This is a genomic window from Pseudomonas sp. E141 (assembly GCF_052659885.1).
In genome coordinates, this window is sequence record NZ_CP084024.1 from 4,640,699 (window position 1) to 4,665,642 (window position 24,944).

Below are 24,944 nucleotides of genomic sequence, written 5' to 3' on the forward strand. Positions count from 1 at the left end.
CTTGAGGTGAACTGCACACAACTGGGTCTTGGAAGACGCCACCTGTGTTGCAGGTTTCGGCGGTCTGACTTCTTGATACTCCAAAACACATGACAGGAAAAAGCACTTTGACGCTTTTTTGAAGTTTATTTTTCAGAGTGACGAATAACGCTTGGCGTTGCGCCGTTGCGCCGTTAAAGTCGGAAGTCCGGTCGTCATGAAAGTGCGCCGAATTCTCCTCCTCCCCCAGTGTTTCCGGGCCTTTGGCCAAATCAGCGAAACGCGACCCGACAATCTTCCCAGCCGATCCCGCTTTGCGCCGTTTGCGTAATGAGCCAGGGCAGCGCCGTTTTCAGCGCATCCTGTTTGACGTTGAAATTGATCACGCCGCGGCGCCACAACAGCATCAGGGTCAGTGTGCGCTGGGCGCTTTGCTCGGGGTTGAGCCGGCCGGCGCTGTCCTGGGGGTCGATATCCCAGAGCGCCACCTGCAGGCCCTGGTTGCGGAAAAATGCGCCGGCATCGCCACGGCGCTGGCCCTGGGGCGGGCGGAACAACGGCACGTAGTTTTCCGGCAGCTTGCCCTTGACCAGATCGACGCTGCGCCGCACGGAGTCCTGCCAATCCTGCCAATGGCTGTGGGAGCGGAACTCCCAACCCTGGACACCGACGCATTGCCCCGAATACAAGGCCTGGAGGTGGTTGACCGAGCGCTCTGCAAGCCGCGCCTGGATGTCCTTGCCCAGCACGAAGAAGGTGCCGTTCATGTTCGACTTGCGCAGGTATTCAGTCAGCCACGGGGTATTGTCGGGCGTGATGTTGGCCGCGCTGTCGAAGGTCAGCAGGAACAGCCGGTCATTCATATCATCACCGTTGCGCTCGTAATCGCCGAAACGCGCAATTTCGCTGCTGGTCTGCGGAAACAACGCGGCCTTGCGCAGCAACTCGTCCAGATATTGAGCGTGGAAGATCCGGCTCGGCTCAGCCCACTTGATGTAGTAGGAGTTTTCATCGAGCGTGAGCCTGCCCGCCTCTTCGCGCAACGTCGCCAGGTCTTCCACCAGAAAACAGAACGAAGCGTCCTGATCGCAGCTTTGCTGAGCGAAGTTGTAGTTGCTCAGCAGTCGCTGCCACAACCGCGCGCGCAGGGTGTCGATCGCCGCCATATTGATTGTGCGCAGCCCCAGGTGCTGCTTGAGGGCGATTTCGTCCATGGCATCGGTGTCCAGCAGGACCCGGGCGAACATCAGGATCTCGGCTCGCGAGGCCACGTCGAACAGCGTCGGGCTGGTGAGCTGTTCCGGCCAGGTGCTGCGGTCCAGGGTGGCGATGTCGCTGGGTGCGGCAATGGCCGCGAAACTCAGGAACCAGGCCGACAATAGAAGGACGATGCGCAAAAGGGATGTCTCCATAACGAAACCCGCGCCGCATCATAGCCGATCCTGACGCAATACCCTTGTGGTCAGAGGACTCGGTGGGAGCAAGGCTTGCCCATCCATCACCTATCACCCCAATAGCTGGAGTCCACCCGGACAACCCCCTAGAATCGCCGCACCTTTGAAGGAGACGATTGCATGCTGATGGTGATTTCCCCCGCCAAGACCCTCGATTACGAAACACCGCCGGCCACCGAGCGTTTTACCCAGCCGCAGTACCTGGATCATTCCCAGGAACTGATCGAACAGTTGCGCGAACTCTCGCCGGCACAGATCAGCGAGCTGATGCACGTCTCCGACAAGATCGGCGGTCTCAATGCCGCACGATTCGGCAGCTGGACGCCGGCGTTCACCCCGGCCAATGCCAAACAGGCTCTGCTGGCTTTCAAGGGTGATGTGTACACCGGCCTCGATGCACAAAGCTTTGCCGAAGCCGATTTCGACTATGCCCAGGAGCATCTGCGCATGCTCTCCGGTCTTTATGGCTTGCTGCGCCCACTGGACCTGATGCAACCCTATCGCCTGGAGATGGGCACGAAGCTGGCCAATGCCCGCGGCAAAGACTTGTATGCCTTCTGGGGCACACGCATCAGCGAATGGCTGAACGAAGCGCTGGCTGACCAGGGCGACGACATACTGTTGAACCTGGCCTCCAATGAATACTTCTCGGCGGTCAAACGCAGCGCGCTCAAAGCACGGGTCATTGATACCGAGTTCAAGGACCTGAAGAACGGCCAGTACAAAATCATCAGCTTCTACGCCAAGAAGGCCCGCGGCCTGATGAGCCGCTTCGTGATTCAGGAACGCATCAACGATCCAGCAGCACTCAAGCAGTTCGATGCCCAGGGCTACCGTTTCAATGCTCAACAATCGAGCGCGGACAAACTGGTGTTCCTGCGTGACCATGCCCCCGAATAAAGCACATCTTTATATGGCCCCTTGATCAGGGGCCTTGATCAAACCCGAACACGTCATCCAACTTCCCCGCCCACTTCGTCAGTTCCATGACGCCAATAAATCGCCCCCTTCCCTCGCTAACTTTTGTTTCACTCGACACCTGTCAGTTTTTTACGTAGTGGCACCAAATTTTTTATTCGGTAGTGGCACAAAAATATCTACCCCTCTTAACTCCCCGTTATCAAAGGTCAAAACGGCAAGTGCCATCATCATGAGGTCAGTGCCATCTTTCATAATATTTCGAAAAATTTCGAAAATCGCGATGAGCGGATCGGAACTATGTGAAATTGCACGGCTCATACCACCCGTAACGATTCTCGCCGTGCGTGTAAGAGATGACTTACATAGGCCGTCGATCCAAGTAACCAAGTTGTCATGGCAATTTAGCGAAACGGTCGCCTATTTGGATCCATCTTATAAAGGACAGGAGATAACGCACCATTACTATCCCCTACAAGGCCAAGGCTGCGCCCCTATAACGTGCTCGCCAGAGCACACAAGCTTCTGATTTTGTGGGCTTTTTGCCAGGGATCGGAGGTGAAGGACCTTTGCACGAACGTTCCCGAATACGAGGACTGGCTGCATAACAGGGCAGGTCATAACAACTAGGCCGCATTGCGCACAACTTGAGTGCACTTATTTAGACACTCGGAACTTAGTATGCCTGCACACGGCACTGTGGCGCCTGCATTCCACACTTCCGAGTGCACTATGACCGCTGAACACTATTAACTCCGGCCATTTAATGGCGTGAAAAACAGAGGTAAATGCGATGCGCATTAGCATATTTGGTTTGGGTTACGTCGGTGCAGTATGTGCCGGTTGCCTGTCTGCACGGGGCCATGATGTCGTTGGCGTAGATGTCGCCAAAGACAAAATCGACATGATCAACGCCGGTAAATCGCCGATTGTTGAACCCGGTCTGGGCGAGCTGTTGGCACAAGGTATTGAAACAGGCCGTCTGCGCGGAACCACCAACTTCGCCGAAGCGATTCGTGATACTGACCTGTCGATGATTTGCGTCGGTACACCGAGCAAGAAGAACGGCGATCTGGAACTCAACTACATCGAAGCGGTGTGCCGCGAGATCGGTTTTGTTCTGCGCGACAAGACCACCCGCCACACCGTCGTGGTTCGCAGCACCGTGCTGCCAGGCACCGTGGCGAATGTGGTCATCCCGATTCTGGAAGACTGCTCCGGCAAAAAAGCCGGTGTCGATTTCGGCGTCGCGGTCAACCCTGAGTTCCTGCGTGAAAGCACCGCGATCAAGGACTACGACCTGCCACCGATGACCGTTATCGGCGAGTTCGACAAAGCCTCCGGCGACGTTCTGCAATCGCTGTACGAAGAGCTCGATGCGCCGATCATCCGCAAGGACATCGCTGTCGCCGAGATGATCAAGTACACCTGCAACGTCTGGCACGCCACCAAGGTGACCTTCGCCAACGAGATCGGCAACATCGCCAAGGCAGTCGGCGTCGATGGCCGTGAAGTGATGGACGTGGTCTGCCAAGACAAGACCCTGAACCTGTCCCAGTACTACATGCGCCCAGGCTTCGCCTTCGGCGGCTCGTGCCTGCCCAAGGACGTTCGCGCCCTGACCTACCGCGCCGGTTCCCTGGACGTGGAAGCGCCGCTGCTCAACTCGCTGATGCGCAGCAACGAATCCCAGGTGCAGAACGCCTTCGACATCGTTTCCAGCCACGACAAGCGCAAAGTCGCCCTGCTGGGCCTGAGCTTCAAGGCCGGCACCGACGACCTGCGTGAAAGTCCATTGGTGGAACTGGCGGAAATGCTGATCGGCAAGGGTTTCGACCTGAAGATCTACGACAGCAACGTCGAATACGCCCGCGTCCACGGTGCGAACAAGGATTACATCGAGTCGAAGATTCCTCACGTCTCGTCCTTGCTCAACGCCGACTTCGACTCGGTGATCGACAGCTCCGACATCATCATCCTGGGCAACCGCGACGAGAAGTTCCGCGCGCTGACCGAGAACGTACCGGAAGGCAAGCAGGTCATCGACCTGGTTGGCTTCATGTCCAAGGCCACCAACCCGAGTGGCCGGACCGAAGGCATCTGCTGGTAAGTCTGTTTGCCGGCCGGGCCCAGGCCCGGCCGGCCTTTCGCCTGCCTTAACCCATCGGGCCGCCCACAAGGCCCGCCCGAGATAGAGACGGATGCAGATTATGCACAGGCTAAAGCACGGCCTGCTTCAGGCCGCCGGTTGGCTGTTTTACTTGAGTTTATTGATGGGCATCGCCATGGCGTTGCCCACGTCCACGTTCGACTCCGAATCCAAGGATTTCATTTTCCTGATCGGCGCCGTGGGCATTTGGCGTTACTCCATGGGAGCGACGCATTTCGTGCGCGGCATGATCTTCCTGTACATCGTCTACCCGCATCTGCGCCGCAAGGTACGCAAGCTGGGCAAGGCGGCGGATCCGTCCCACGTGTACCTGATGGTCACCAGCTTCCGAATCGACGCACTGACGACCGCCCAGGTCTACAGTTCGGTAATCCGCGAAGCCATCGACTGCGGGCTGCCGACCACTGTGGTCTGCTCCATCGTGGAAATGTCCGACGAACTGCTGGTCAAGAGCCTCTGGGCCCGCATGAACCCGCCAGAGCACGTCAAGCTGGACTTCGTGCGCATTCCTGGCACCGGCAAGCGTGACGGCCTGGCCTTCGGTTTCCGCGCCATCTCCCGCCACTTGCCGGACGACCGTGCAGTGGTCGCCGTGATCGATGGCGATACCGTGCTCGGCGAAGGCGTGGTGCGCAAGACCGTGCCGTGGTTCCAGCTGTTCGGCAACGTCGGCGGCCTGACCACCAACGAGTTCTGCGAGGTGCGCGGCGGCTACATCATGAGCGAATGGCACAAACTGCGCTTCGCTCAGCGCCACATCAACATGTGCTCCATGGCCCTGTCCAAGCGTGTGCTGACCATGACCGGCCGCATGTCGGTGTTCCGCGCCACCGTGGTCACCAACCCGGATTTCATCGCCGACGTGGAAAGCGACTCGCTGCAACACTGGCGCCTGGGCCGCTTCAAGTTTCTCACCGGCGACGACAAATCGAGCTGGTTCAGCCTGATGCGCCTGGGCTACGACACGTTCTACGTACCCGATGCGGCGATCAACACCGTCGAGCACCCGCCGGAAAAAAGCTTCATCAAGGCCAGTCGCAAGCTGATGTTCCGCTGGTATGGCAACAACCTGCGGCAGAACTCCCGGGCACTGGGCCTGGGCATGAAGCGTCTGGGCCTGTTCACCTCGGTGGTGCTGTTCGACCAGCGCGTGTCGATGTGGACCTCGCTGCTGGGCCTGACCGTGGCGCTGATTGCCAGCTTCAAGTACGGCACCGCGTTCATCCTGGTGTACCTGCTGTGGATCGGCATCACCCGGTTGCTCTTGACCCTGTTGCTGTCGTGCTCCGGACACCGGATCGGTCCGGCCTACCCGGCGATTCTGTATTACAACCAGATCGTTGGCGCGCTGGTGAAGATCTACGTGTTCTTCCGCCTCGACCAACAGTCCTGGACTCGCCAGCCCACCCATCTGACCCGTGATCTCGCCAGCTTTCAACGTTGGTTCAACACTTGGTCGTCTCGGACCATGACCTTCTCCGCCGGCAGCGTTTTCGTTGCCGTGCTGCTGATGATGGTCTGACCGAACTCGCCTGAATTAACTAGGAAATCGCCCCTATGAACACCGCCGTGAATGTCAACGTAGTGCATGAATCCGAAGCCCAGCGCCAACACGCCCGAGTGAAAATCCCGGCCAAATTGCGCTTCTTCGGTCCCGACCGTACCCCCATGGAAGTCAAGGTCCTGGACCTGTCGGCCGGAGGCCTGTGCTTCAACGCCGGCCAGATGCCGCTCAAGGTCGGCGAAGCGTACAAAGGCCGCCTGCAATTCGTGATCGACAACCTTGGCCTGGCCATGGACGTGGAACTGCAGGTTCGCTCCTACGACCGCCAGACCGGTCGTACCGGTTGCCAGTTCCAGAATCTGGAGCCTCGGGACATCTCGACGCTGCGTCACATCATCACCTCGCACCTGGCCGGCGACATCGTCGGCGTCGGCGATGTGCTGGCGACCTTGCAACGCGACAACTTCACCAAGGCGCGCAAGCAGAAGGACGACAACGGTGGCATGACCGCCCTGGGCCGCCTGCGGGCCGTGACCTTCAGCCTGGCGATTTTTATCGTCGGCCTGGCGGCATTCGGCTTCATCTTCAAGTCGGTGTACGGCATGTACTTCGTCAGCCACGCCCAGGCGGGCCTGGTGAACGTACCGGGCATGGCTATCACCATGCCGCGCGACGGCACCGTGCAGAGTCTGGTCAAGGCTGACGGCGTTGCTGCCAAAGGCGCCCCGCTGGCCACGTTCAGCACCAGCATGCTCGATGTGCTCAAGGGCCATCTGGACGACAACCAGCTGCAACCGGCCAAGGTCGAGGAACTGTTCGGCAAGCAAATGACCGGCACCCTGACCTCGCCGTGCGACTGCATCGTGTCCCAGCAACTGGTGTCCGACGGTCAGTACGCCAGCAAGGGTGACGTGATCTTCCAACTGGTCCCACGGGGCACCGAAGCCAACGTCGAAGCACGCTTCTCCTATCGCCAGTTCGGCGACGTGCGCCCAGGCACTCCGGTCAGCTTCCAGGTTGCCGGCGAAGACACCACCCGTACCGGCAAGATCGTCAGCAGCACCAGCCTGAAAAGTGCCGACCTGTCGTCCGATATCCGCGTACTGATCCAGCCTGACGAACCCCTGGACAGCTCGCTGGCCGGCCGGCCGGTAGAAGTTACCAGCGACCGTGGCCCGAACCTGAACTGGCTGATCGACAAAGCCATGGCTGTCGGTATTTAAGCGGAGGACATGCTCGTGACGACTCCACAAGACAACAAGACGCCGCATACCCTGTGGGCGCGAGCCTGCTCGCGATGGGATCAAAGCGGTGTGCCTGGTGTATCGAGCGGCCTGCATCGCGAGCAGGCTCGCTCCCACACAGGGTATGCGTTGTGTGCGCTGGCGCTGGCAATCGGCCTCAGCGGCTGCGCCGGCCTGCCCGACCAGCGCCTGGCCAACGAAGCCCTCAAGCGCGGTGACACGACGCTGGCACAGCAGAACTATCAGCAACTGGCAGACCTGGGCTACAGCGAAGCCCAGGTCGGCCTGGCCGACATCCAGGTGGACAGCCGCGACCCCGAGCAGATGAAAAAGGCCGAGGCGACTTACCGCGCCGCGGCCGATATCTCGCCACGGGCCCAGGCTCGTCTGGGCCGCCTGCTGGTGGCCAAGCCCGGCTCCAGCGAAGCGGAAAAGCACGAAGCCGAAGGCCTGTTGAAGAAGGCCTTCGCCAACGGTCAGGGCGGCACCCTGATCCCGCTGGCGATGCTGTACCTGCAATACCCTCAAAGTTTTCCAAACGTGAACGCGCAGCAGCAGATCAACCAGTGGCGCAGTGCCGGTTACCCGGAAGCGGGCCTGGCTCAGATTCTGCTCTACCGCACCCAGGGCACCTACGACCAGCATCTGGATGAAGTGGAAAAAGTCTGCAAGGCGGCATTGGCCACCACCGACATCTGCTACGTCGAACTGGCCACGGTCTATCAGAAACGCGGCCAGCCTGAACAGCAGGCCGAGTTGCTCAAACAAATGCAGGCCGGTCACCAGAGTGGCACCGTCTCCGCCCAGCGTGTGGACAGCGTCGCCCGCGTCCTGGCCGATACGAGCCTGGGCAAGACCGACGAAAAAACCGCACAGTCGTTGCTCGAAGGCATCGCCCCTGGCTATCCCGCTGCCTGGGTCAGCCTGGCGCAGATTCTCTACGACTTCCCCGAGTTGGGTGACGTCGACAAGATGATGCAGTACCTGGAAAACGGCCGCGCCGCCGATCAGCCACGTGCCGATCTGTTGCTGGGCAAGCTGTACTACGAAGGCAAATGGGTGCCGGCTGACGCCAAGGTCGCCGAAGCGCATTTCCAGAAAGCCGTTGGGCGCGAAGTGGCCGCCGATTACTACCTGGGCCAGATCTATCGCCGTGGTTACCTCGGCCAGGTGTATTCGCAAAAGGCTCTGGACCATCTGCTCAAGGCCGCCCGTAACGGCCAGAACAGCGCCGATTTCGCCATTGCCCAGTTGTTCTCCCAAGGCAAGGGCACCAAGCCCGACCCGGTCAATGCCTATGTGTTCAGTCAATTGGCCAAGGCCCAGAACACCCCGCAAGCCATCGAGCTTGCCCAGACCCTCGAAGCCCAATTACCGCCGAACCAGCTTGCACAAGCCCAGCGCCTGCTACAACAAGAGCAGGCCATTCGCGGCTCCATGAGCCCCGATACGCTGGAACTGCAAGCCCTAAAAGAAGATGACGGCGAGGAACCTCTATGAAGCCTTTGAAGCTCAATCCTTTTGTGCAGGCCGGTATTGGCCTGTCGTTTGCCCTGCTGTGGTCCTGTCCGACCCTGGCGGCCCTGACTGAAGACCAGAACTTCGGCCTGGACGTGAAAATCACCGCCCAGTCCGAAGACGATCGCGACCTCGGCACCCAGCGCGGCGGCGACGTCAACGGTATCGGTCTGGACCTGCGTCCCTGGATCTACGGTGAGCGCGGTGCCTGGAGCGCCTACGCCATGGCCCAGGCCGTGACGTCTACCGACACCATCGAGACCGACACCCTGCAACAGTCCGATGACGCGACCGCGCAAACCGACAGCGGTGATCGCGAAGTCAAGAAGAACTACCTGGCCATGCGCGAATTCTGGATTGGCTATCGGGGCCTGACCCCTTACCCGGGCGAACAGCTGAAATTCGGTCGCCAACGCCTGCGCAACGAAGACGGCCAATGGCGCGACACCAACATCGAAGCCCTGAACTGGACCTTCGATACCACCTTGTTGCGGGCCAACCTGGGTGTCGCCGAGCGCTTCAGCGAATACCGCACCGACCTCAAGGAATTGTCGCCTGACGACAAGGACCGCCTGCACGTCTACGGTGACGTGGGCTACCAGTGGATGCCAGGCCAGTGGGCCGGAATCCGTGCCCACCATACCCACGACAATGGCAGCCTCGATTACCCGACCCCGGGCGAAGCCACCGATTCCCTGGACAAGACCCAGAACGGTGACCTGTCCTGGCTGGGCCTGGAAGCCAACAGTGACGCCTACAACTGGCGTAACACCAACACCGTCAATTACTGGGCCAGCCTGACCGGCATGACCGGCGATCGCGACACCGTCAACCCGCTCAACGCCGATGGCACGCGCCCCACGCAACTCAAGCGCAGTGACGACGTCGATGGCTGGGCCACCGACCTGGGCATCCGTCTGCGCCTGGATCCGCAGTGGCAAGTCGGTGCGGCCTATGCCCGCGCCAGCGAGGACTACGAACAGAACGGTCTGCAAAGCAACCGCTCGAACTACACCGGTACCCGCTCGCGGGTCCACCGTTTCGGTGAAGCCTTCCGTGGCGAAATGGCCAACACCCAGAGCGCCAGCCTGTTCGGTTCCTGGCAGTTGCGTGACGAATACGACGCAAGCCTGGTGTACCACAAGTTCTGGCGCGTGGACGGCAACAAGCCTGTGGGCAGTAACGGCATCAACGCGGTGGAAAACAACACCGACGATGTGACCGGCGCAATCCTGTCCACCTCGTCCCTGCCACTGCGCGACGGTAACAAGGACCTGGGCCAGGAAGTCGACCTTGTGGTCACCAAGTACTTCAAGCAAGGCCTGCTGCCGGCAGCGCTGAGCCAGTCCATCGACGAGCCGTCGGCGCTGGTGCGCTTTCGCGGCGGTGTGTTCAAGCCTGGCGACGCCTACGGCAAAGAGGTCGATTCATACATGCATCGCGCCTTTGTCGACGTGATCTGGCGCTTCTGATGCGAATGACCATGGGAGTGCCCGATATGAACCGCTACCTCAGGAACAGCCAGGCGATGAAAGGTTCGATCAGCCTGTTGGCCGCAGCGATGCTGCTGGCCGGCTCGTCGGCGTTCGCCAACGTTGAACCGGTGGTCAAACCGGGCAACGTGGTCAAGGAACTGCAGCAGGCCAAGACCTACACCGTCAGCAGCGCGCCGACCGCTCCGCTGGAACTGGCTGCGCCGACCCTGCCCGACCTCACAGGCTTCACCGCCGAAGCGGCCGCGGCCAAGATCGTGCGCAGCAAGCCCGGCAAGGTCAGCGTGCGCCGGATGATGCAGGAAAACGCCTTGAAGGACTTCATCGGCGGCGACAACAAGATGGCCGAGTGGGTGGTGCGCCAGCACGGCATCCCACAGGCCATCTTCATCGACGATGGCTACATGAACCTCAAGGACCTGGCCAAGAAAGTGCCCAAGCAGTACCTCAGGGAAACCTCGCCAGGTGTCTTCCTGGCCAGGATTCCGATTGTGGTGGGTGAAAAAGGCATTCTGGAAATCGACCAACAGACCCAGGAACTGCGCCTGTCCCAAGAGGGCGGCTCCTTCCTGGTCAACGATGGAAAGATGTTCATCCGCGACACCAAGGTCACTGGCTGGCGCGAAAAGGACAATGGCCCCGCCACGTTCCGCTCGGCCAACGAATTCCGTCCGTTCCTGCTGTCCTGGGGCGGCACCGAGACTTACATCGTCAATACCAAAATGGCCAGCTTCGGCTACGCCAACAGTAAGTCGTACGGGGTCAGTATTTCCCAGTACACGCCCAACATGGCCAAGGTCCTCAAGCGCCCGGAACCGACCGGCTGGATCATCGATTCCGAGTTCTCGGACATGTGGTACGGCTTCTATTGCTACGAAACCAACGACTTTGTGGTCAAGGGCAACACCTACAAGGACAACATCGTCTACGGCATTGACCCCCACGACCGTTCCCATCGGCTGATCATCGCCGACAACACCGTCTACGGGACCAAGAAGAAGCACGGGATCATTATTTCCCGTGAGGTCAACGACAGCTTCATTTTCAACAACCGCAGCTACGACAACAAACTCTCGGGCCTGGTGATCGACCGTAACAGCGTGAACAACCTGATCGCCTACAACGAGATCTACAAGAACCACACCGACGGCATCACGCTTTACGAGAGTGGTGACAACCTGTTGTGGGGCAACAAAGTGATCAGCAACCGGCGCCACGGCATCCGGATTCGTAACAGCGTGAACATCCGCCTTTACGAAAACGTGTCCATGGCCAACGGCCTGACCGGTCTTTACGGCCACATCAAGGACCTGTCCGACACCGACCGGGACATCAAGCTCGACCCGTTCGACGCCCAGGTCTCGCTGATCGTGGTCGGTGGTGAACTGGCTGCCAACGGCAGCGGCCCATTGTCCATCGACTCACCGTTGAGCGTTGAGCTCTACCGCGTGTCCATGCTCGCGCCGACCAAATCCAGCGGCATCAGCTTCTCGGGGATCCTGGGCGAGCGCCAGGATGAAATTCTCGACCTGCTGGTGCGCCAGCAGAAAGCCGTGCTGATCGACCCTGTCGAACGCCAGACTGAATTGCGGGACTGAGGATGACCTTTATGAACCCACAGATGATCAAACTTCTGGGCCTGTCCGCCCTGACTGCCGGCATTCTCGCCGCCACAAGCGGCGCGCGCGCCGCTGAAACCACAGCGCCTGTGTTCACTGCCGAACCGTGCTGCAACCTGTGCCCGGCTGCTTATGACGCGAAGAACTACACCACGCGCTATCAGCAGAACTTCACCACGCTGGTACAGGCCCAGGGCGATTGGCTGTTCCGTACCCAGGAAGACCTGCGTACCGAATTCAATACCACCCCGGCCGGCTACAAGCGCATGCAGCAGTTGCACGACGCGTTCAAGAAAAAAGGCGTTGAGCTGGTGCTTGTGTATCAACCGACCCGGGGCTTGGTGAACCGCAACAAACTCAACCCTCAGGAAAAGGCCAGTTACGACTTCGACAAGGCCCTGACCAACTACAAGAGCATGCTCGGGCGTTTCGCGCAGATGGGTTATGTGGTGCCGGACCTGTCGCCGTTGACCAACGAAAACCTGCCCGACACCCTGCCGGCCCACGATTTCTACTTCCGTGGCGACCAGCACTGGACCCCGTACGGCGCCCAGCGCACGGCGAAGATCGTGGCCGAGAAGGTCAAGCAGATCCCGGCCTTTGCCGACATTCCCAAGCGTGAGTTCGAGACCAAGAAGTCCGGCCGCATGGGCAAGACCGGCACCCTGCACAACATGGCCGGCCAGCTGTGCGGCACCAGCTACGCGGTCCAGTACATGGACCAGTTCACCACCGAGCCTAAAGGCGAGGCCGGCGACGGCGACCTGTTCGGCGACTCCAGTGATCCGCAAATCACCCTCGTGGGCACCAGTCACAGCGGCAAGAACTACAACTTCGCCGGCTTCCTTCAAGAAGCCATCGGCGCTGACATCCTCAACGTCGCCTTTCCCGGCGGCGGTCTGGAAGGCGCGATGATCCAGTACCTGGGCAGCGAAGAATTCCAGAAAAGCCCGCCGAAAATCCTCATCTGGGAATTCTCGCCGCTGTATCGCCTCGACCAGGAAACCATCTACCGCCAGATGATGGCGTTGCTGGACAACAACGGTTGCGAAGGCAAGCCCGCGCTGATGAGCAGCAAGACTGCCCTCAAGCCCGGCAAGAACGAATTGATGGTCAACAGCAAGAACATGGACCTGCGTAACGGCAGCCACCAGATCGATATCCGCTTCGCCGATACGTCGGTGAAAACCTTACAAGCCACCCTCTGGTACATGAATGGGCGCCACGAGGATATCAAGATCGAAAAACCGGACACTTCCGAAACCGACGGACGTTTCGCCTTCCAATTGCGCACCGACGAGGACTGGGCTTCCCAGAACCTGCTGGCTGTAGAAGTCCAGGGACCTGAAGCCGGTGCCGAGCCACAGCAAATCGAAGCGAAAGTCTGCAAACGCAACGCATCTCCGCAAGCCGGGCAACAAACGGCTCAAATCGGACAATGAGGTCTCGTCTCATGACTAGAACCATGCGCACCCGAACGTTGAAAACGCTGCTGGCGCCGTCCCTGCTGACCCTGGCGATATTCGCCGGCGCGACGCAGGCCGCGGCCCCGCTACGCCCGCCCCAGGGTTACTTCGCACCGATTGAAAAATTCAAGACGGGCAGCTCTGACGAGCGCTGCGAGGCAGTACCAACGCCCTACACGGGCGCCCTGCAATTTCGCAGCAAGTACGAGGGTTCCGACAAGGCCCGCGCAACGCTGAACGTGAAATCGGAAAAAGCCTTCCGTGATGCCACTTCCGACATCACCCGGATCGAACGCGGCGTCAGCAAACAAGTGATGCAATTCATGCGTGACGGCCGCCCCGAGCAGCTGGAATGCACCCTGAACTGGCTGACCGCCTGGGCCAAGGCCGATGCGCTGATGTCCAAGGACTTCAACCACACCGGCAAGTCCATGCGCAAATGGGCCCTGGGAAGCATGGCTTCGGCCTACGTACGCCTGAAGTTCTCCGAGTCTCGCCCACTGGCCAATCACCAGGAGCAGGCGCAACTGATCGAAGGCTGGTTCAGCAAGATGGCCGATCAGGTGGTGAGCGACTGGGACAACCTGCCGCTGAAAAAAATCAACAACCACTCCTACTGGGCCGCCTGGTCGGTGATGGCCACCGCCGTGGCGACCAACCGCCGCGACCTGTTCGATTGGGCCGTCAAGGAATACAAGGTCGGCGTCAACCAGGTCGACGCCGAGGGCTTCTTGCCCAACGAACTCAAGCGCAAGCAACGGGCGCTGTCCTATCACAACTATGCCCTGCCGCCCCTGGCGATGATCGCCAGTTTCGCCCAGGTCAACGGCGTGGACCTGCGCCAGGAAAACAACGGCGCCCTCAAGCGCCTGGGTGACCAGGTGCTGGCCGGGGTGAAAGACCCGGAGATATTCGAAGACAAGAACGGCGATGAGCAGGACATGAAGGATCTGAAAATCGATTCCAAGTTCGCCTGGCTGGAACCGTTCTGCAGCCTCTACACATGCCCCGAGGATGTGCTGGAACGCAAGCATGAAATGCAACCGTTCAAGACGTTCCGCCTCGGCGGGGACTTGACCAAGGTGTACGACCCGTCATGGGAAAAAGGCGAAAAAGGTAGCTGATGCCGTATCCCCTGCCTGGCAGGGGAGCTGTGGGAGCAAAGCGTCTGAAATGTAATAAAACCTCCCGGTTTTCATGGGGGGGTTTGGGGGGGCTCTGGCCCTTGACTGTTGATTCAACATGGAGAGATCGGGATGGTATTTTCATCCAATGTGTTCCTGTTCCTGTTCTTGCCGATCTTTCTCGGCTTGTACTACTTGAGCGGGCAACGCTATCGCAACCTGCTGTTATTGCTGGCCAGCTATGTGTTCTATGCCTGGTGGCGCGTGGACTTCCTGGCGCTGTTCGCCGGCGTCACCCTGTGGAACTACTGGATCGGCCTGAAAGTCGGCGCCGCCGGCGTGCGCACCAAACCGGCCCAGCGCTGGCTGTTGCTCGGCGTGGGTGTGGATCTGTGCATCCTGGGCTACTTCAAGTACGCCAACTTCGGTGTGGACAGCCTCAACGCGATCATTACCGGCTTCGGTCTCAATCCGTTCATCCTGACCCACGTGTTGTTGCCGATCGGGATCTCGTTCTACATCTTCGAGTCCATCAGCTACATCATCGACGTGTATCGCGGTGATACCCCGGCAACTCACAACCTGATCGACTTCGCAGCGTTCGTGGCGATCTTCCCGCACCTGATCGCCGGCCCCGTGTTGCGTTTCCGCGACCTGGCCGATCAGTTCAACAACCGCACCCACACCCTGGACAAGTTCTCCGAAGGCTGCACGCGCTTCATGCAGGGCTTCATCAAGAAGGTGTTCATCGCCGACACCCTGGCGGTGGTGGCCGATCATTGCTTTGCCCTGGAGAACCCGACCACGGGCGATGCCTGGCTCGGCGCCCTGGCCTACACCGCGCAACTGTACTTCGACTTCTCCGGCTACAGCGACATGGCCATCGGCCTGGGCTTGATGATGGGCTTCCGTTTCATGGAGAACTTCAAGCAGCCCTACATCAGCCAGTCGATTACCGAGTTCTGGCGGCGCTGGCACATCAGCCTGTCGACCTGGCTGCGCGATTACCTCTACATCACCCTGGGCGGCAATCGCAAAGGCACGCTGATGACCTATCGCAACCTGTTCCTGACCATGCTACTCGGTGGTCTGTGGCACGGCGCGAACATCACCTACGTGATCTGGGGTGCCTGGCACGGCATGTGGCTGGCCATCGAAAAAGCGGTGGGGATCAACACCACGCCACGCAGCATCAATCCGATCCGTTGGGCACTGACGTTCCTGCTGGTGGTAATGGGCTGGGTGATCTTCCGTGCCGAGAACCTGCACGTGGCCGGCCGCATGTATGGCGCCATGTTCAGCTTCGGTGACTTGTCGCTGTCGGAACTGACCCGTGCCAACCTCACCGGCCTGCAAATCGCCACGCTGGCGGTGGCCTACGCCACCCTCGCCTTCTTTGGCCTGCGCGATCTCTACACCAATCGTCCACCGGTCAAGACCAAGCCTGAAGTGAACACCGAGGCCGATGGCCCGGCCACTGCACAACCGGGACTGATCAAGGCTGTACCGGGCGACAACCCGTCGAGCATTCATCAACCGGGCTACACCGTGGGCGTCGAAGCCCAGGTGCAACCGGCGTACTGGGTCGCTGACTGGCCGCGCTACGTGATGCGCACGCTGGTGCTGGTGCTGTTCATCGCCTCGATTCTCAAACTCTCGGCGCAAAGCTTCTCGCCGTTCCTTTACTTCCAGTTCTGAGGGATCTGAACATGACCCGCTCATTACGCATCTTCTACATCGCACTGTTCCTGCTGACCTTGACGGTCCTGGGCCTGTGGTCGGTGCGCAGCTTCTTCGGCTTCAGCACCAACCCTGATGCGACCGTGCTCAACGGTCGTTGGAGCAAAGCCGTCGAGACGCACTACGACGACGAGTTCCCGATCAAGCGCCTGGGCACCAACATCTGGGCGGCACTGGACTACAAGCTGTTCAACGAGGGCCGCAAAGGCGTGGTCCTGGGTCGCGATCAGTGGCTGTACAGCGACGAAGAGTTCAATCCGATCGTCAACGAAGAGCAAAACCTGCAGGGCAACTACGCGCTGGTCGAAGGCGTGCGCCAGAAGCTCAAGGAACAGGGCATCACCCTGGTGATGGCGATCGTGCCAGCCAAGGCGCGCCTCTACCCGGAACACTTGGGTGAAGTGAAGCCGTCCAGCATTCACACCAACCTCTACCAGGATTTCCATGCCCGTGTGGCGGCAGACAAGATCCTGGCCCCTGACCTGCTCGGCCCGATGCAACAGGCCAAGCAAAGCGGCCAACAAGTGTTCCTGCGCACCGACACCCACTGGACTCCCGAAGGCGCGCAGGTCGCCGCCGAGAAGCTGGCGAAGACGATTGCCGAGCGCACCCCACTCAACGGCGAGCCACAACGTTTCGTGACAACGCCAGCGGAAAAAATCATCCACAAGGGCGACCTGCGTCAGTTCCTGCCTCTGGACCCACTGTTCGAAAACCTGATGCCAGCCCAGGAGCCGCTGGTCAAGCGCACCACCCGCGAAGCCGACGACCAGCCGGCCGAAGGCGACGCGCTGTTTGCCGATGCCCAAGTGCCGGTGGCGCTGATCGGCACCAGCTACAGCGCCAACCCCACCTGGAACTTCGTCGGTGCCCTCAAGCAGGCCCTGAACAGCGACGTCGTGAACTACGCCGAAGACGGCCATGGCCCGATTCTGCCAATGCTCAGCTACCTCAAGAGCGACGCCTTCAAGAACAGCCCGCCACAGGTGCTGATCTGGGAGTTTCCTGAACGTTATCTGCCTGTGAACAACGAAATCGGTGACGCCGACCCGCAGTGGGTCGCAGAACTCAAGCAAGCCGGCGCACGCCAACAGAACGTAGCCGCCAACACCCCATCCGAGACGCCCGACCGGGCGCAAAACTGAAAGAGAGGTCCACCATGACTTTCACTACAACTCCTCGCCGTCTCGCCGCTCGCTCCCTCAAGGCCGTTGCCCTGGTTGCCAGCATGAGCGCCCTTTCACTGTCTGCCTTTGCCGGAGGTGACTCGGCCCTGTATGGCCCGGTTGCGCCAAAAGGGTCGAGCTTCGTGCGGATCTACAACGCCAGCAACGCCGAAGTCAGCGCGACCGTCGGCAGCACCAACCTGAGCGACGTAGCACCACTGGCCAGCACCGACTTCAGCTTCATGCCTGGCGGCGACTACAGTGCCAAGGTCGGCAGCCAGACCGTCCCGGTAAAACTGGCTCCCGATCACTATTACACCCTGGTCAACAACGCCAGCGGCCAGCCTCAGTTGATCGAAGAACCGCCATTCAAGAACAAGCAGAAATCCCTGGTTCGCGTGCAGAACCTTAGCGACAAGCCGCTGACCCTCAAGACCGCCGACGGCAAGACCGAAGTGGTCAAGACCGTAGCGGCCAAGAGCCGTGGCGAGCGTGAAATCAACCCGGTGAAAGTGAGCCTGGCGCTGTTCGACGGCGACAAGAAAGTCGGCGACCTCAAGCCCGTGGCCCTGGAACGCGGCGAAGCGGCCGTGCTGTACGTCACCGGCTCCGGCAGCAGCCTGTCGCCAGTGTGGGTAAAACGCCCGGTGTCGACCCGATAAGAGCAGCGGCAAGTTTCCAGCTTCAAGCGGCAAGCTTTTGCTTGCAGCTTGAAGCTCAAGGCTTGCCACTGCCGCAGGAACAACAACAAGAGAGTGAAACGACAGAACGCAGTAGCTCTAAAAACCATTTCGATTTGTAGGAGTAACAAACATGATTCCGGTGATCTTGTCAGGTGGTAGCGGCTCACGTCTTTGGCCGCTTTCGCGCAAGCAATTCCCTAAACAGTTCCTGGCCCTGACCGGCGAACATACCCTGTTCCAGCAGACCCTCGAGCGCCTGGTGTTCGAAGGCATGGACACCCCGATCGTGGTCTGCAACAAAGACCACCGGTTCATCGTCAACGAGCAGTTGACCAACCGCAAGCTGGAAGCCCAGCGCATCCTGATGGAACCGTTCGGGCGCAACACCGCGCCGGCCGTGGCCCTGACGGCGATGATGCTGGTCAATGAAGGCCGCGACGAGCTGATGCTGGTCCTGCCGGCCGACCACGTGCTGGAAGACCAGAAAGCCTTGCAGCGTGCGTTGGCCCTGGCCACCGTGGCCGCCGAGCGTGGCGAAATGGTTCTGTTCGGCGTACCGGCCACCAAACCGGAAACCGGTTATGGCTACATCAAGTCGACCAACGACGCCCTGCTGCCTGAAGGGGTGAGCCGCGTTTCGCACTTCGTCGAAAAACCCGACGTCAAGCGCGCTACCGAGTTCGTCGAAGCCGGTGGTTACTTCTGGAACAGCGGCATGTTCCTGTTCCGCGCCAGCCGTTTCCTCGAAGAGCTGAAAAAACACGATCCGGACATCTACGACACCTGCCTGCTGACCCTGGAGCGCAGCGAACAGACGGCCGATACCATCACCTTTGACGAAGCCACTTTCGCCTGCTGCCCGGACAACTCCATCGACTACGCGGTGATGGAAAAGACCCAGCGCGCCTGCGTGGTGCCACTGTCGGCCGGCTGGAGCGATGTCGGCTGCTGGTCGTCGCTGTGGGAAGTCAACGCCAAGGATGCCAACGGCAACGTCACCAAGGGCGACGTCGTCGTCCAGGACAGCCGCAACTGCATGATCCACGGCAATGGCAAGCTGGTGTCGGTGATCGGCCTGGACAACATCGTGGTGGTCGAAACCAAGGACGCCATGATGATCGCCCACAAGGACAAGGTCCAAGGCGTCAAGCAAATGGTCAACACCCTCAACGCCCAGGGCCGCACCGAAACCCAGAACCACTGCGAGGTCTATCGTCCATGGGGTTCCTATGACTCGGTGGACATGGGCGGTCGTTTCCAGGTCAAGCACATCTCGGTCAAGCCGGGCGCATGCCTGTCGCTGCAGATGCACCACCACCGCGCCGAACATTGGATCGTGGTCAGCGGCACCGCTGAAGTGACCTGCGACGAGAACGTGTTCCTGCTCTGCGAAAACCAGTCGACCTACATCCCGATCGCCTCGGTTCATCGCCTGCGCAACCCGGGCAAGATCCCGCTGGAAATCATCGAAGTGCAGTCCGGCAGCTACCTGGGCGAAGACGATATCGAACGCTTCGAAGACATCTACGGTCGCTCCACCCCGGTCGAACGCGGCGTGTCGGTGAAAACCATCGCCCAATAACGATCAGCAGAACAAGAAGCCCCCGTCCAGCCCACTGCGTCCCCTATCCGCAGTGGGTTGGGTGGGGGCTTTTTTATTGATTGACCACTCGCTTGGCATCAAACTTTTCGGCAATCCTGGCCGAGCGCGGATTGACCGCGTCCGTTCTGATTTTTCTGATGTCCGCGCCCTTCGAAATGGCCTTGATTGCATGCACCGTCAAGAATGTACCCACCCCCTTCAGGATCGGCAGTCGCGCCACTGAGGTGGCCTGCGCCAACGCCTCTTTCTTCAAGGTCCCGCCATCCTGGGTTTCAGGGTGGACGACCACTTGCACAACATCCACTTCGGTTTTTCCCTTCGTTGTAAACGCGTTCAATTCGGCCAGACCATAAATCTGTCGCTCTTCAGGTGGTTTCAACTTGTCGGATTTTTTCATGACCGCGAAAAAGCGCCGCTCAACGACGAAATCAGGGTGCCTGTTCAACGCGTCCGGATCGATCGGCTCGTCCACGAATACATCATTGGCACTGCGCAACATGTAACTGGAAATGCTTGCCCCCAGACCGAAGTTTGAAGGTTGCCCAACGACCTTCGAACTCGATGTTTCGCTGGAGAGGGCTTTATAGCGTTGCTTGTAGCGTTGTAGATTCTGTTTGACCTCATCCCCTCCCACCAGATAGTCATTGAATGCACCGACCTCCACCACTTTGAAGTCATTCACATCGCTGAACTTTCCTGTGGCTTCCTTGAACACGCCAACCCTGCTCGTAAGCGCTGCCGCTGTGAGCTTCAGTCGGTTTTTTACGCCCACTTCTATTTCGTACTTGCCAGTCTTGTTGAGCCCGTCGGCGTCCCGAAAAGTCAGCGGGTTATTGCTCACCATCGCGTACAGATTCAGCCCATCGATATCTCCCGCAGGGTCCGGATTCAGCCAGCGCTGCAGACCGGGCATGTAGTACCGATAGCCGTAGTAATAGAACCCTGTTGCATCCCGCTCCTTGCCCGAGTAACGAACTGTCTTGTAACTGACCTCGATCACATCTTCCCCGGCCAGGTACGCGGTCTCACCGAAAGGATAGAAGTGCTCGCGGCTGATAATTCTCCCGTCCTGGGCAAGCTCCAGACTGGTCGAACCCAATTGGTCGGTAAAACTGTATCGATAGAGGTCATTGGCCCCCGCAGGTGATGGGCTTTCCCAATGCAATACCCGCACACTGTTGAGCCCACCCTGGACGATGATGACCTGGAGAGACTCCCCAGTGCCGCTGTCGGCACGCAGTTCCAGCCCAGGCAAATAACGCACCTCGGCGGTCAGCGTCCGGGCACCGGCTTGCAGAGTGCGCAATTTGCGAACGCGCAGACCGCTGCCGTCGTAAACATAAATCTCACCGTCGTTAAGCCTTGAGGCGCGTTCGATGGGGGTGACCGAACTCAACTGGTTGCGCAGATCCCAAGCCAGGAAACGCCCCTCGTCCTGTTCCAGACAATTGCCCCGCGCATCGAACGCGGCGCAGATTTCATCTTCCGTTGGGGGCACGCCGTTGCGGTACGGCAAACAACGATTGCTGTAGCGGGCCGCTTGCAACTGGCGGCCATGATTCTGAGCGCCGACATGGGTCAGCTCCAGCAGGTTGCCGCTTTCGTCGTAGCGATAGGTCTGCCGGTAGTTGCTCACCGCCGCCGGGTCGACGCGACCAACGGACTCCGGTCCCTGATTGGCAGCGCCCGCCTCCCAGCCGCTGGCTTCAAGCAATTGGTAGAGACTGTCGTAGATAAAACGACTGATCGGGTTGATACGCTGATTGGCGAAGTAGCGCACCGGCAGGGCCTTGTCCTCGATACTAAGCACGTTACCCATGGGGTCATAGGTGTAGAACAGGTCTTGCAGCACCTGATCAGCGCACCTGGCGTGGCGCTCCATCAGCCGGCCATCATCGGGACTGTAGCTAAGTGTGGTCTGCACGCCGTTACCGGCCGTTTCTTGCTCTATTTGCCCCTCGGCGCTGTAACGGATATCCCTGACCAGCGGCTGCCATGTGTCCCGCCCGTTTAATAACAAGTGATTTTCATGCAACCGGCCATCGCGGGTCAGTCTCTTGCGTTGTCGATGGCCTAGGGCATCCATTTGCTCCAGCACGTCACCCTGGGGGCCAAGGCACCAGGTTGACCGGGCGCCCTCGCCGGGCTCGAGCAGTGTTTCGCGCTCGGCTTCCGGCTCCGGCCAGTCGGGAGTGACGGCATCAAGGATGAAGCGACGGTTCTGGACAAGGTTTTGCGCGGTGAGGGAAAACGACTCCAGCAGCACGCTACCCGCCGGGTCATCGTGACGGATCAACTGCCCGTACTGGTTATGGTCGCGATCGCCCCGGCCCGGGGAACCGTACTTCAACCGCTCCATGCACCGACGCAGTTGCCCGGCGCCTTGTTCGAGCACCACCACGGGACGGAGCAGGTCGTCGTAGCCCACCTCGCGATGCGTGCCCCGACCGTCCCACGCCCGCAAACCCTCGCCGGCGAGCCCAGGCAGATCGATCTGCCTGCCCGCATCGACGCTATCGGTACGCAGCGCGGCAGCGGACAGCGAATAAACCGTCGTAAGGTTGGCCGGCGCCGACTGATCGTCTTGTTGCAAGCGCCACAATCGAGGATCCCACTGTTTTGCCAAACGACCGGCGGCATCGAAAAGGCTGCGAGTGACGCGCTCTTGCGTGGGCCCGTTCTCGATGTTGCGCCAATAGTCGACCGAACGAACCGGTAAATTCCTTGGGTCAAAGGCCATCAGCCTCGGGGTTCTCTGATCCATGCCCATCTAATCAGACCTCTTGGTCGTAGCACCGCAGCGTCGTAAACGGCATCTAACAAGGGCAGACAACCCTTGCCTACTGTCAGATATGACAGCGGCGACCGACGGCCCGAGACGGATGAATACCCACGGCCCGCCCCCTCCGGTAGGATGGTGTGACGGTAACGGAGGCTTCAACCATGCTTATCGGCGTCTTGCTGGTCATCACCTGGCTCATCCTGCTGCTGCGCTATCCGGCCAAGGCGTTGCCGGTGTCCCTGGCGGCGTTCGTCGGGTTGGGACTGGTGGCCGCGTGGGTACTCTGGGAGGACAACCGCGAAACCCGGCAACTGGCGCGCCTGGATCTGCGCGTCACTTACGCCCCCGAACGCTGCCCGGCCGACCGTCCGCTGTTGCTGAACATGACCAATGGCAACGATGTACCGCTGATCGAACTGCGCTGGCGAATCGCGGCGTATGCACCCGGCGACACCATCAACCTGGCCGACAATCAGTACACCGCACCTCGTTACAGAGGCCCAGGCGAGTTGCAGCCCGGCGCGGACTGGCAGGATTGCCTGCCCCTGCCGCCACTGCGTCCCGGCTACCGCCCACAAACCCTGGAGTTTCGCGCCGAACGATTGCAAGGCAGCTTCTCCAACTGATCCCCTCTCACTGTTTGCATAAGGAATGGCTATGCCCGTTGCGTTGATTACCGGATGTTCCAGCGGCATCGGCCGCGCCCTCGCCGATGCCTTCAAGGCCGCCGGCTATCAAGTATGGGCCAGTGCACGCAAGGATGAGGACGTGGCGCTGCTCAGTGCTGCCGGGTTTACCGCCATACAACTGGACGTCAATGATGGCCCGGCCTTGGAACAGTTGAGCGAACGCATCAACCAACAACACGGCGGTCTCGATGTGCTGATCAACAATGCCGGCTACGGCGCCATGGGTCCATTGTTGGACGGTGGTGTGCCGGCCATGCAGCGCCAGTTCGAAACCAACGTGTTCGCGGTCGTCGGAGTGACCCGCGCACTGTTCCCGGTGCTGCGCCGGGCCAAGGGTTTGGTGGTGAACATCGGCAGCGTTTCCGGCGTGCTGGTGACGCCATTTGCCGGCGCCTATTGCGCCTCGAAGGCGGCGGTGCATGCCTTGAGCGATGCGCTGCGCATGGAACTGGCACCGTTCGGCATCCGCGTGATGGAAGTCCAGCCCGGCGCCATCGCCTCCAGCTTCGCCAAAAATGCCGGCCATGAAGCCGAGCAACTGATCAGCGAACAGTCACCTTGGTGGCCTCTGCGCGACGGCATCCGCAGCCGCGCCAAGGCGTCCCAGGACAACCCGACCCCGGCCAGCGATTTTGCCGCAGGACTGCTCAAGGCCGTGCAGCAACCCAGCCCCCCGCGCTTGCTGCGTTTGGGCAATGGCAGCCGGGCGTTGCCGTTGATGGCCGGTTTGCTGCCCAAGGGGTTGCTGGAAAAAGGCTTGATGAAGCGGTTCGGGTTGGGTGGGTCGCTGTAAACACAGGGTAAACACGCATGAAACCCTGTGGGAGCGAGCCTGCTCGCGATAGCGACGGCGCAACCAACCTCCTTGCCTACTGAAACACCGCTATCGCGAGCAGGCTCGCGCCCACAATTATCCGTGGGCGTCAGCGCTCGGTTTGGGATCGACCACCACCGTACAGGTCATCCCCGCCGCCAGCAGCACACCGTCCGGCACTTCGTCGATATGGATCCGCACCGGCACCCGCTGCGCCAGGCGAACCCAGTTGAAGGTCGGGTTCACATCGGCGATCAACTCGCGGCTTGCGGGGTTGTCACGGTCGTAGATGCCCCGCGAGATGCTTTCCACATGCCCCTTGAGCACCTCGCCGCTCATCAACTGCAACTGCGCCGAATCACCGACCCGCACCTTGGGCAGCTTGGTTTCTTCGAAGAAGCCGTAGACCCAGAACGAATTCATGTCCACCACGGCCATTTTCGCCTCGCCGATGCGCGCATAGTCGCCCCGATGCACGTTGAGGTTGGTGACATAACCGTCCACCGCCGCGCGGACCTGGGTACGGGCCAGATTCAGTTCGGCAGCCTCCAGTTGCGCCTGGGCGTGCTGGTAATCGGCCAGGGCCGAGTCGGCAATGTTACTGGCGTCGTCACGGTTTTCCCGGGAGATCACCAGGCTGTCCAGATCGGCACGCCGATGAGCGTTGACCTTGCGCATTTCCCAGGTTGCCTTGCGCGAGGCCACCAAAGAGCGAGCCTGTTTCACCGCAATGCGGTAATGCTCGGGGTCGATGCGCATCAGCAGGTCGCCCTTTTTTACCAACTGGTTATCACGCACCGGTACCTCGACCACCTCGCCACTGACGTCGGCGGCGACGTTGATGATGTCGGCGCGTACCCGACCATCACGGGTCCACGGAGTGTTCATGTAGTGCACCCACAACATCCGGCCGATCCACAGCGCAAGGGCCAGCACCAACAGCGTCGCAAGCAGGCTGAAAAACTTTTTCATCGCATT

General features: G+C 60.1%; 19 protein-coding genes. 15 read left to right on the plus strand and 4 right to left on the minus strand.

Annotation, left to right across the window (positions count from 1 at the left end; genetic code table 11):
* Positions 1-251: 251 nt before the first annotated feature.
* Positions 252-1,376 carry a polysaccharide deacetylase family protein gene (locus GKKCFE_RS20735; RefSeq protein WP_445578059.1) on the minus strand — a complete coding sequence of 375 codons (1,125 nt, stop codon included), beginning with the start codon at positions 1,374-1,376 and terminating at the stop codon, positions 252-254.
* 177 nt (positions 1,377-1,553) lie between these two features.
* Here GKKCFE_RS20735 and yaaA point away from each other — a divergent pair, with 177 nt between their 5' ends.
* Complete coding sequence (gene yaaA, locus GKKCFE_RS20740) at positions 1,554-2,333, plus strand: peroxide stress protein YaaA (RefSeq protein ID WP_047228847.1); 780 nt, start codon at positions 1,554-1,556, stop codon at positions 2,331-2,333.
* A gap of 150 nt (positions 2,334-2,483) precedes the next feature.
* Here the strand turns inward: yaaA and GKKCFE_RS20745 are convergent, their stop codons facing one another.
* A complete protein-coding gene (locus GKKCFE_RS20745) occupies positions 2,484-2,672 on the minus strand; it encodes a hypothetical protein (RefSeq protein ID WP_139049198.1) in 189 nt (62 codons plus the stop codon).
* Between the two features lie 472 nt (positions 2,673-3,144).
* On the opposite strand from GKKCFE_RS20745, the gene GKKCFE_RS20750 reads away from it, so the two are divergent.
* From GKKCFE_RS20750 to GKKCFE_RS20805, 12 genes are all read left to right on the plus strand, one after another.
* Positions 3,145-4,461, plus strand: coding sequence for a nucleotide sugar dehydrogenase (locus GKKCFE_RS20750; protein ID WP_139049197.1), 1,317 nt, complete (start codon positions 3,145-3,147; stop codon positions 4,459-4,461).
* A gap of 100 nt (positions 4,462-4,561) precedes the next feature.
* Positions 4,562-6,043 carry a mannuronan synthase gene (gene alg8, locus GKKCFE_RS20755; protein WP_370695168.1) on the plus strand — a complete coding sequence of 494 codons (1,482 nt, stop codon included), beginning with the start codon at positions 4,562-4,564 and terminating at the stop codon, positions 6,041-6,043.
* Positions 6,044-6,078: 35 nt separating this feature from the next.
* Positions 6,079-7,248 carry an alginate biosynthesis protein Alg44 gene (locus GKKCFE_RS20760; protein WP_047228844.1) on the plus strand — a complete coding sequence of 390 codons (1,170 nt, stop codon included), beginning with the start codon at positions 6,079-6,081 and terminating at the stop codon, positions 7,246-7,248.
* A gap of 9 nt (positions 7,249-7,257) precedes the next feature.
* Entirely contained in the window at positions 7,258-8,769 is a 1,512-nt protein-coding gene (algK, locus tag GKKCFE_RS20765; protein ID WP_445577038.1) for an alginate biosynthesis TPR repeat lipoprotein AlgK, read from the plus strand.
* Positions 8,770-8,774: 5 nt separating this feature from the next.
* Entirely contained in the window at positions 8,775-10,259 is a 1,485-nt protein-coding gene (locus GKKCFE_RS20770) for an alginate export family protein (RefSeq protein ID WP_047228909.1), read from the plus strand.
* A 26-nt stretch (positions 10,260-10,285) separates the two neighbouring features.
* Positions 10,286-11,878 carry a mannuronan 5-epimerase AlgG gene (algG, locus tag GKKCFE_RS20775; protein ID WP_047228842.1) on the plus strand — a complete coding sequence of 531 codons (1,593 nt, stop codon included), beginning with the start codon at positions 10,286-10,288 and terminating at the stop codon, positions 11,876-11,878.
* A gap of 11 nt (positions 11,879-11,889) precedes the next feature.
* Positions 11,890-13,341, plus strand: coding sequence for an alginate O-acetyltransferase (locus GKKCFE_RS20780; protein ID WP_139049195.1), 1,452 nt, complete (start codon positions 11,890-11,892; stop codon positions 13,339-13,341).
* 23 nt (positions 13,342-13,364) lie between these two features.
* Positions 13,365-14,489, plus strand: coding sequence for a mannuronate-specific alginate lyase (locus GKKCFE_RS20785; protein WP_047228840.1), 1,125 nt, complete (start codon positions 13,365-13,367; stop codon positions 14,487-14,489).
* 132 nt (positions 14,490-14,621) lie between these two features.
* Positions 14,622-16,187 carry an MBOAT family O-acyltransferase gene (locus tag GKKCFE_RS20790; protein ID WP_047228839.1) on the plus strand — a complete coding sequence of 522 codons (1,566 nt, stop codon included), beginning with the start codon at positions 14,622-14,624 and terminating at the stop codon, positions 16,185-16,187.
* A gap of 11 nt (positions 16,188-16,198) precedes the next feature.
* Positions 16,199-17,374 (plus strand): alginate O-acetyltransferase, encoded by a 1,176-nt coding sequence (locus tag GKKCFE_RS20795; RefSeq protein ID WP_305466749.1) that lies wholly within the window; start codon positions 16,199-16,201, stop codon positions 17,372-17,374.
* Between the two features lie 14 nt (positions 17,375-17,388).
* The gene (locus tag GKKCFE_RS20800) at positions 17,389-18,057 is read left to right on the plus strand and encodes an alginate O-acetyltransferase AlgF (RefSeq protein ID WP_047228837.1); all 669 of its coding nucleotides are present in this window, start codon (positions 17,389-17,391) and stop codon (positions 18,055-18,057) included.
* 151 nt (positions 18,058-18,208) lie between these two features.
* Positions 18,209-19,660: a mannose-1-phosphate guanylyltransferase/mannose-6-phosphate isomerase gene (locus GKKCFE_RS20805; RefSeq protein WP_047228836.1), complete on the plus strand. Its 1,452-nt coding sequence runs from the start codon at positions 18,209-18,211 to the stop codon at positions 19,658-19,660.
* 73 nt (positions 19,661-19,733) lie between these two features.
* Here the strand turns inward: GKKCFE_RS20805 and GKKCFE_RS20810 are convergent, their stop codons facing one another.
* A complete protein-coding gene (locus GKKCFE_RS20810) occupies positions 19,734-22,451 on the minus strand; it encodes an RHS repeat domain-containing protein (RefSeq protein WP_445577039.1) in 2,718 nt (905 codons plus the stop codon).
* Positions 22,452-22,624: 173 nt separating this feature from the next.
* On the opposite strand from GKKCFE_RS20810, the gene GKKCFE_RS20815 reads away from it, so the two are divergent.
* Both GKKCFE_RS20815 and GKKCFE_RS20820 read left to right on the plus strand, forming a co-directional pair.
* Positions 22,625-23,089, plus strand: a complete 465-nt coding sequence (locus GKKCFE_RS20815; RefSeq protein ID WP_139049193.1) for a multidrug transporter — start codon at positions 22,625-22,627, stop codon at positions 23,087-23,089.
* Between the two features lie 31 nt (positions 23,090-23,120).
* The gene (locus tag GKKCFE_RS20820; protein ID WP_339489057.1) at positions 23,121-23,945 is read left to right on the plus strand and encodes an SDR family oxidoreductase; all 825 of its coding nucleotides are present in this window, start codon (positions 23,121-23,123) and stop codon (positions 23,943-23,945) included.
* 117 nt (positions 23,946-24,062) lie between these two features.
* On the opposite strand, the gene GKKCFE_RS20825 is transcribed toward GKKCFE_RS20820, so the two are convergent.
* Complete coding sequence (locus GKKCFE_RS20825; RefSeq protein ID WP_316912187.1) at positions 24,063-24,938, minus strand: HlyD family secretion protein; 876 nt, start codon at positions 24,936-24,938, stop codon at positions 24,063-24,065.
* Positions 24,939-24,944 lie beyond the last annotated feature (6 nt).